The following is a 7,819-nucleotide window of genomic DNA, read 5'->3' on the forward strand; positions in this document are numbered from 1 at the left end:
CCGTCCTCGAAGCGCAGCTGGATTACCCGCAGGGCAATTCCAGCCTCGCCGGCGTTTGAGGCGCGGGGGTTCGGGGGCGGAGCCCCCGACAGCGGTGCCGCAGGGGATCAGCGACAGATGGCCAAGGCGTCCAGCGCCACCGCCCCCTGGCCCCTGGGGAGGACCATCAGGGGGTTGATGTCCAGCTCGGACAGCTCGTCGCCCAGTTCCAGCGCCATCCGCTGGATCCGCAGGATGACCTCCACCAGCGCGTCCACGTCCGCCGGCGGCGCTCCCCGGACGCCCTCCAGGAGCGCGTGCCCCCGGAGCTCGCCCAGCATCGCGCGGGCCTGATCCTCGCCGAACGGCGGTACGCGGACCGCCGCGTCGTGCAGGACCTCCACCAGGACCCCGCCGAGCCCGACGGTGACGGTGGGGCCGAAGAGGTCGTCCTGGGTCACGCCGACGACCATCTCCACGCCCCGTTCCACCATCTGGCAGACCAGGATGCCGTCCAGCGGCACGTTCTCGTAGCGGGCGATGTCCGTGAGCTCCCGGTACGCGTCGCGGATCTGGCTCGCCGAGGTGAGGCCGATCTTGACCAGGCCGAGTTCCGTCTTGTGGGCCAGCTGCGGCCCCGACGCCTTCATGACCACCGGGTAGCCGACCAGGCCCGCCGCGCGGACCGCCGCGGCCGCGCTCGTCACGAGCTGCTCGCGGGGGACCCGTATCCCGTACGCCCGCAGCAGCTGCTTCGCCGCGTGCTCGCTGAGCTGCTGGCCCGGGCGCATCAGGGCCTGCGCCTTGCGGTACGAGGGGGACGGGGTCCGCGGGGCGTCCTCGAAGGGGGAGCGGTAGCCGGCGGTGAAGCGGTGGTGGCCGAGGTAGGCCCGTACGGCGGTGATGCAGTTGCCGAAGGTACGGAAGGTGGCCACGCGGGAGGAGCCGAGGAGGGTCGTGCGGTAGGCGTCCTCCGTGCCGACCGGGGAGCCCCAGATCACGCAGATGAGCTTGTCGGTGGCCTCGGCGGCGTCGACCAGGTCCTGGGCGAGCTTGTCGCTCATCGGGGGGAAGGGGCCGGTGATCGGGCAGATCAGGACGCCGACGGACGGGTCGGCCAGGATCGCGTCGATGATCTTGCGGCCGCGCCAGTCGCCGACCGGGTGGCCGCCGTTGTCGACGGGGTTGGCGACGTTCAGGTACTCCGGGATCCACTGGTGGAGTTCGTCCTGCTTGGCCTGGGAGAGGGTGGGGAGCGAGAGGCCCGCCTCCGTGGCGAGGTCGGAGAAGTGCGCGCCCGTGCCGCCGGAGATGGAGTAGACGACGACCCCTTCGGCCTGCGGCTTGCGGGCCCGGGCGAGCAGGGCGGCCGTGTCCTGGAGCTCGTCCAGCCCGTCCACCCGGATCACGCCGAACTGGCGCATCGCCGCGTCCACGACGGTGTCGGCGCCGGTCAGCTTCCCGGTGTGGGAGGCGGCCATGCGGGCGCCGGTCTCGGTGCGGCCGACCTTCACGGCGACGACCGGGACCCCGTTGCGCGCGGCTCGGTCGGCGGCGAGCAGGAAGGAGCGGCCGTCCTTGAGGCCTTCGACGTAGCAGGCGATGGCTCCTACTTCGGGCTGCTCGGCGAAGTATGAGATGAAGTCGGAGGTTTCGAGGTCGGCTTCGTTGCCGGTCGGCGCCCAGTGGGAGAGGCGGATGCCGAGCTCCTGGAGGGTGTAGACCGGGCGGCCCTGGTGGCCGGACTGGGTGATCAGGGCGATCGCCGGGCCGTCGAGGTCGTCGCGGAACTCCTCGAAGGCGTTGAGGTTGGTGTTGGGGCCGAGGAGGCGCAGGCCGGAGCGTTCGACGGCGGCGCCGAGGCGCGCCTGGGCGGCCGCGCCCGCGTCGCCGGTCTCGGCGAAGCCGGAGGCGAAGGCGACGGCGAACTTCACCTTCGTCTCGGCCAGCTCCTCGATGACGGGCAGCGGGTCTCCGACGAGGAGGACGGCGAGGTCCACCTGTTCGGGCAGGTCCGCCACCGAGGCGTGGCAGGGCAGCCCGAAGACGGTGGGGCGGGTGGGGTGCACGGGATGGATCCGGGCGCCCACACGCTCCGCCCAGGCGATGAGCTGGCGGGTGATGCCGGTGTTCGGTCTGCCCTCGGCGTCCGAGGCGCCGACGACGGCCACGGACTCGGGCCGGAAGAACCGGTCCAGGTCGGGCACGTCGGCGTGCAGCGGCCGTCCGCTGACGTCCAGCGCGACCGTGTCCTCGGCGGACGGCGCGGCCGTCGAGTGGACGGCCGTTCTGGCGGACTCCCCGCAGGCCTCGACACGTGCGCGGAAGTCGGTGGTGAGGGTGCCGTGAGTAGATCCAAGCATCGTTCCGCCCGCTCCTGCTCGATGAACCTCGATGGAACCTCAAATAACTGACGCGTAGTCAGATTACTGAACTGACGTGCCGTCAGGAACAGGGCTGCGCAGGAAAGGTGGTGGAGGTGATGTGACGAACCCGCCACGAAGGTGCCAGAACCGCTTGCGGGCGGTCCAGAGCGCCATTCAGGCCAGGTGGCGGCCGCCCCCGCCGCGCTCCGCCGCCGCCAGGGCCGCCGCCACCGCCTTGGCGATCCGCTCGGCGTCCATGGCGATCTCCCGGAGCATCCCGCTGATGGGGTTCGAGAAGCCGGTGAAGTACAGGCCGGGGGCCTGGGCGTGGGTGCGGGGGCCGTGCGCGAGGGGGCGTCCGCGCTCGTCCAGGACGTCGAGATGGCCCACCAGCCCTTCCAGTGCGCGCCGGTACCCCGTGGCCGCGATCACCGCGTCCGGACTGATCCGCGTACCGTCCGCGAGGACCACCTCGGAGCCGTCGAAGGAGTCCAGGGCGGCCACCGGCTCGACCCGGCCGCCGCGGACCGCGTCGATCAGGCCGACGTCCTGGACCGGGATCGCGCCCTCGTTGACCCTGCTGTACAGGCCGGTGTCGGGGCGCGGAAGCCCGTACGCCGACAGGTCCGGGACGGAGACCTTCGTGACGAACCGGCCCAGCCGGTCCACGAGCCGTACCGGCAGCCGGCGTACGAGGATCCCCGTGCGCTGGGCCGGCCAGCCGGCGGTGGTGCGGCGCAGGACGTGCGGGGCGGTGCGCACGGCGAGCCGCACCCGCGCTGCCCCGCCCTCGACGAGGTCGACGGCTATGTCGGCGCCGGTGTTGCCGACGCCGACGACCAGCACGTCCCGGCCCGCGTACGGCTCGGCGTTGCGGTAGTCGGCGGCGTGCAGCAGCTCGCCGGTGTACGCCTCGCGGCCCGGCCGGTCGGGGAGGGCGGGCGTGTGGTTGTACCCGGTGGCGACGACCACGGCCGCCGCAGCCAGGACCCGGCCGCCGGTGGCGTGCAGGGTGAAGCCGCCGCCGTCCGCCGCGCGCTCGATACGGGTCACCTCGACCCCGGTGACGATCTCCAGCTCGTGGAACTCGGCGTACTTCTCCAGGTACCGCACCAGGTCGTCGCGGGAGACCCAGCGCCCGAAGCGGCGCGGTATGGCCAGGCCCGGGAGGGCGGAGAGGCGGCGCGTGGTGTGCAGCTGGAGGCGGTCGTAGTGGCGGCGCCACGAGGCGCCGACCCCGTCCGACTTCTCGACGACCACGGCGCGCACCCCGCGGGCGCGCAGCGCGGCGGCCGCGGCGAGGCCGCCGGGGCCGCCCCCGATGACGTACACGGGGCGGGGCTGGGTGGTCATGTCGGGTGCTGTGGGGAGTCCGGGCATGAGGTGTGATCGTATCGCCACGCAGCGTTGATGGGTCTCGGACGAGGAGGGAATCGATTGCGGATCGGTCACGGGCCGTTTGGAGCCGGGCGGGGATACTGCTGCGGTGCTGCTGACATGGATTGCGGAGATAGCCGACGACCCCCTCGCCCTGGACCCGGCCGACCGGCGGGTCGAGTGGGAGACCAACACCTGGCGGCTGAACCTCGCGGAGGGCGAGGACCCGCGCTCCCTCTCGGCCCCCGAGGTGGTAGGCGCCTTCGAGCGGACGGCCGAGGCCATCCGGCGCCGGGTCTTCGACCGGGGCTTCGTGGGGCCGGTGACCTTCTACGTCTGGCGCGACGAGCAGGCCGGACAGCTGCGTTGCTCCACGGGATCGGTGGCCGCTGACGAGCTGCCGTTCCGGGGCGCGTACGTGCCCGTCGCCGATCTCGGGCCCCTCGTGGAGGGCTTCCTCGCCGACGAAGAGCCCGGCGCCGTCGGCTGGGTTGAGCTGGCGGAGGGGGAGGCGCAGGACGAGCCGGTGGTGGCCCCCTTCCCCGTATGGGTCCGCGATGTCGGACGGCCTTACCCCGGCAGGGCCCTTGCGTGATCGCCCCGGATCCGCTGAACTGACGTACCGTCAGATCGCGATTGGGTGGGTGAGGGTGGGATGCAGACCATCTGGCTCAGCGGGGCCGAATGGCTCGCCGTACTGCGCATAGGCCTCGGCCTGTGGTGGCTGGAGAGCTGGCGGCACAAGGACAAGAAGGGCTGGTTCGAACGCGGCACCGGCATCGCCTGGGCCGCCGACGTCGCCGGCAAACACCGCTGGCCCTTCGTGAAGGGCGGCTTCGAGGCGGTCGTCGCACCGCGCCCGAAGCTGATGGCGTACATCGTCGTCTACGCGGAACTCGCCCTCGGCCTCGGCCTGGTCCTCGGCTTCCTCACGCCGATCGCCCTCGTCGGCGGCCTGCTGCTCAACCTCCTCTACCTGGTGCTGATGATCCACGACTGGGCCGAGCAGGGGCAGAACGCGATGATGGCGCTGATCTCGCTCGTCGCCCTCTTCGCCATGTCCTGGCAGACCTGGTCCCTCGACGCCGCGATCGGACTCTTCCTTTGAACACCGTGCGCTACGACCTCCCCGAGGCGGACGACTTCACCCGCCCCTACTGGGACGCGGCCGCCGAAGGCCGCCTCCTGCTGCGCCGCTGCGCCGACTGCGGACGGGCGCACCACTACCCGCGCGAGTTCTGCCCCTTCTGCTGGGCCGGCGAGGACCGGGTCACCTGGGAGGCGGCGAGCGGCGGCGCGACCCTCTACACCTGGTCGGTGATCCACCGCAACGACCTCCCGCCCTTCGGCACCCGCGTCCCGTACACGGCGGCGGTGGTCGACCTGGCGGAGGGCCCGCGGATGATGACCGAGGTGGTGGACTGCGAGGTGGCGGCCCTGAGCATCGGCATGCCCCTCGCGGTCACCTTCCGCGAGGCGGTGGAAGGGCTCTGGGTCCCGGTCTTCCGCCCGGCGGCCTGACCGGGGCCCCGCCCTCACCCTCACCCTCACCCTCACCCTCACTCCACGCCGAGGTCCTGGCGCATGGCGAGCCGCATGGCCCGCAGGAAGTCCCACACCTCGTACTGCGCCCGGGCCGCGCCCTCCATCGTCTCGCCCGGCCCGGGCTCACCGCGCTCGAGGCGCTTGACCTGGCCGTAGACCCGGCTCAGGGCCTGGTTGGCGGCGCTCGCAGGCGTCAGCACCGCCTCGGGGGCGATCATCTGCGCCTCCGAGTACCGGTCGCGGTGGGCGTCGCGCGCCTCGTCGAGCGCGACCCGGTCGGCGTCCTCCACGGTGCGCTCCCGCATGACGTGCAGGTGCTTGTTGAGCGCGGTGGTGAACTGCCGGGCGTCCCGGTTGAGTTCCACGTAGCAGGTGCGCCGCAGCGAGAGCCGTTCACGGGCCTCCTCGTGCCCGCGGACGAGCTCTATCTCCCGGCGCTTGACGCGCTCGGAGCCGCGCTGGGTCAGGACCGCGCCCCCCAGGGTTCCCGCGACGCCCGCCACCGCGATGATTACCGAACTGATCTCCACCAACTCACCCTACGGCCAGAGCAGTTCCCGCACCCAGGCACCGTCGGCCGTACGCCGGTACCGCAGCCGGACGTGCCTGCGTGCGGCGTCGCCCTGGAAGAACTCCACCTCGGCGGGGTCCAGTACGTACCGCGTCCAGGTCGGAGCCGGCGCGTCCGGTTCGGCCCCCGCCCGCTCCCACGCCTCCTGCGCCACCCGTGCCAGCTCCTCCACCGACCCCAGCACCTCGCTCTGCCGCCCCGTGAGCGCCGCGGCGAGCGCCCCGCGCGAGCGCACGGCCAGATCCGCCCGGCTCTCCGCGGCCCCGCACGCGGACACCCGCCCCCGGATCCGCACCTGCCGCCCCACGGCCGCCCAGTAGAACCCGAGCGCCGCCTCCGGCTGCCCGGCCAGCTGCCGGCCCTTGGCGCTGGTGGCGTGCGAGGCGAAGTGCCAGCCCCGCGCGTCGGCGTCGTGCAGCATCAGGGTCCGCACGTCGGGCCGCCCGTCCGCGTCCACGGTCGCCAGACTCATGGTGTGCGGCTCGGCCTGCCCCGCCTTGGCGGCCGCCACGAACCACTCCCGGAACAGCGGCAGCGGCTCGTCGGGCGCGGCCGCGGCGTCGAAGCCGGGGAGGGGGGAGTCCCACACGCGCAGGGAGTGCAGGGTCTCGCGGAACTCGTCGTCGCTCATCTCGCTGGGCTGGCTCGTCTGGCTCGTCTCGCTCGTCATGCGGTCAGGCTATGACGAGGCTGCCCCCGCCCAGCAGGTGTTGCGTTTCTTTCGAATTCTGCGGTGCTGAGGGAAGCCTAGAAGGGACCTGGCATGCGTGCTACCGCCGAGGACAGAACCCTGCTGCCCGAGCACCGGGCGGAGATCGCCCACCTGCGCGCCTTGCTTGATCGAGTGGAGCACGGGTCTGAGCCGGCGATTCTGCAGGGTCCGGACGGCGCGACGGAGGTGCTGCCCACTGAGGTGTACGAGGCGCTGCTCGTCGTGGTCCGGGCGCTGTCCGAGGGCAAGGCGGTCACCGTCGCACCCGTTCACACGACGCTGACGACCCAGGAGGCAGCGGACCTCCTCGGTGTCAGCAGGCCTACTTTCGTCAAGATTCTGGAACGCAGAGAGATCCCCCACACGCGCCCCGGCCGGCACCGTCGCGTGCTGCTCACCGACGTTCTCGAGTACCAGTCGCTACGACGTGCGAGGCGCCGTACGGGCCTGGACGAGCTGGTGCGTTCGACCGAGGAATCCGGTCTCTACGACGACTGACTGGGGGCTTTGTGCAGCGCGTCGTGCTCGATACGTGCGTCCTCTATCCCAATTACCTGAGGGACACCCTCCTCCGGCTGGCCGAGGCCGAGGTGTACGAGCCGCTGTGGTCGGGCGGCATTCTCGAGGAGCTCCGCAGGAATATCGCGGAGCGAACGGATGAGTTGACGGCAAAGCGGTTGGTTGACGTCATGGGATCGGCCTTTCCCGACAGCTCGGTGACGGGGTACGAGTCCTTGATCCCGGCGATGCGCAACGATCCCAAGGATCGGCACGTGCTTGCCGCGGCGGTGCGTGGTCATGCGCACGCTCTCGTGACGCTCAACCTGCGTGACTTCCCGTCGGAAGCGGTGGGGCCGTACGAAATCGATGTCCTGAGCCCTGACGACTTCCTCTACTGGACGCGCTCGATCTGAGGCCGATGGAGACGCTGGCCTTGCTGAGGAGGCAGGCAGCGGGCTATCGCAGGGAGCCCAGGGAACTGCATGGTCTGCTGGACCGTTTGTCCGCAGGCGGGGCGGCGCAGCTCGCAGCCGAGGTCCGACGTCGCATCTGACCGTAGTGGCGGTTCACGCGCGTGCGGGGCTTTTACTCCGTCGGGGGGTGAGGGCGGGGCGGTGTTTGCCTACCCGCCCCGGGCTGCGGGGCGGGGGCTGCGCGGTTGGCGGGGTCCGGGCTGGGCGGAATCAGAGAGGGCGCGGGGGGTTTCCCGTCAGTCCCATAGTCCTTCCGTGTCGGAACGGCTCGTCAAGGGCGCTCCTCCTTCGTCGT

At 71.8% G+C, this 7,819-nt stretch carries 9 protein-coding genes; 5 read left to right on the forward strand and 4 right to left on the reverse strand.

Features of this window, described 5'->3' with window-relative positions; translation table 11 throughout:
• Nucleotides 1–107 precede the first annotated feature (107 nt).
• Nucleotides 108–2,342, reverse strand: coding sequence for an acetate--CoA ligase family protein (locus AB0O21_RS40095; RefSeq protein ID WP_365180848.1), 2,235 nt, complete (start codon nt 2,340–2,342; stop codon nt 108–110).
• Between the two features lie 177 nt (nt 2,343–2,519).
• Complete coding sequence (locus AB0O21_RS40100; protein ID WP_365180851.1) at nt 2,520–3,725, reverse strand: NAD(P)/FAD-dependent oxidoreductase; 1,206 nt, start codon at nt 3,723–3,725, stop codon at nt 2,520–2,522.
• Nucleotides 3,726–3,831: 106 nt separating this feature from the next.
• On the opposite strand from AB0O21_RS40100, the gene AB0O21_RS40105 reads away from it, so the two are divergent.
• From AB0O21_RS40105 to AB0O21_RS40115, 3 genes are read left to right on the forward strand one after another with little or no spacing between them, the layout of a single operon-like run.
• A complete protein-coding gene (locus AB0O21_RS40105; RefSeq protein WP_365180854.1) occupies nt 3,832–4,317 on the forward strand; it encodes a hypothetical protein in 486 nt (161 codons plus the stop codon).
• A gap of 60 nt (nt 4,318–4,377) precedes the next feature.
• The gene (locus AB0O21_RS40110; RefSeq protein WP_365180857.1) at nt 4,378–4,830 is read left to right on the forward strand and encodes a DoxX family membrane protein; all 453 of its coding nucleotides are present in this window, start codon (nt 4,378–4,380) and stop codon (nt 4,828–4,830) included.
• Nucleotides 4,827–5,243: a Zn-ribbon domain-containing OB-fold protein gene (locus tag AB0O21_RS40115; protein ID WP_365180860.1), complete on the forward strand. Its 417-nt coding sequence runs from the start codon at nt 4,827–4,829 to the stop codon at nt 5,241–5,243. Before AB0O21_RS40110 ends, AB0O21_RS40115 begins: the two co-directional genes overlap by 4 nt.
• A gap of 38 nt (nt 5,244–5,281) precedes the next feature.
• On the opposite strand, the gene AB0O21_RS40120 is transcribed toward AB0O21_RS40115, so the two are convergent.
• Together AB0O21_RS40120 and AB0O21_RS40125 are read right to left on the reverse strand one after the other, a co-directional pair.
• The gene (locus AB0O21_RS40120; RefSeq protein WP_365180863.1) at nt 5,282–5,797 is read right to left on the reverse strand and encodes a hypothetical protein; all 516 of its coding nucleotides are present in this window, start codon (nt 5,795–5,797) and stop codon (nt 5,282–5,284) included.
• Between the two features lie 9 nt (nt 5,798–5,806).
• Nucleotides 5,807–6,469, reverse strand: a complete 663-nt coding sequence (locus AB0O21_RS40125; RefSeq protein ID WP_365180872.1) for a pyridoxal 5'-phosphate synthase — start codon at nt 6,467–6,469, stop codon at nt 5,807–5,809.
• A gap of 132 nt (nt 6,470–6,601) precedes the next feature.
• Here AB0O21_RS40125 and AB0O21_RS40130 point away from each other — a divergent pair, with 132 nt between their 5' ends.
• Together AB0O21_RS40130 and AB0O21_RS40135 are read left to right on the forward strand one after the other, a co-directional pair.
• On the forward strand, nt 6,602–7,048 hold the full coding sequence (locus tag AB0O21_RS40130) for a helix-turn-helix domain-containing protein (protein WP_365180866.1): 447 nt from the start codon (nt 6,602–6,604) through the stop codon (nt 7,046–7,048).
• Nucleotides 7,049–7,059: 11 nt separating this feature from the next.
• On the forward strand, nt 7,060–7,464 hold the full coding sequence (locus AB0O21_RS40135) for a PIN domain-containing protein (protein ID WP_365180869.1): 405 nt from the start codon (nt 7,060–7,062) through the stop codon (nt 7,462–7,464).
• Nucleotides 7,465–7,819: the final 355 nt, after the last annotated feature.

Origin of the sequence: Streptomyces sp. NPDC091371 (assembly GCF_040684275.1) — a bacterium.
Classification (GTDB): Bacteria; Actinomycetota; Actinomycetes; order Streptomycetales; family Streptomycetaceae; genus Streptomyces.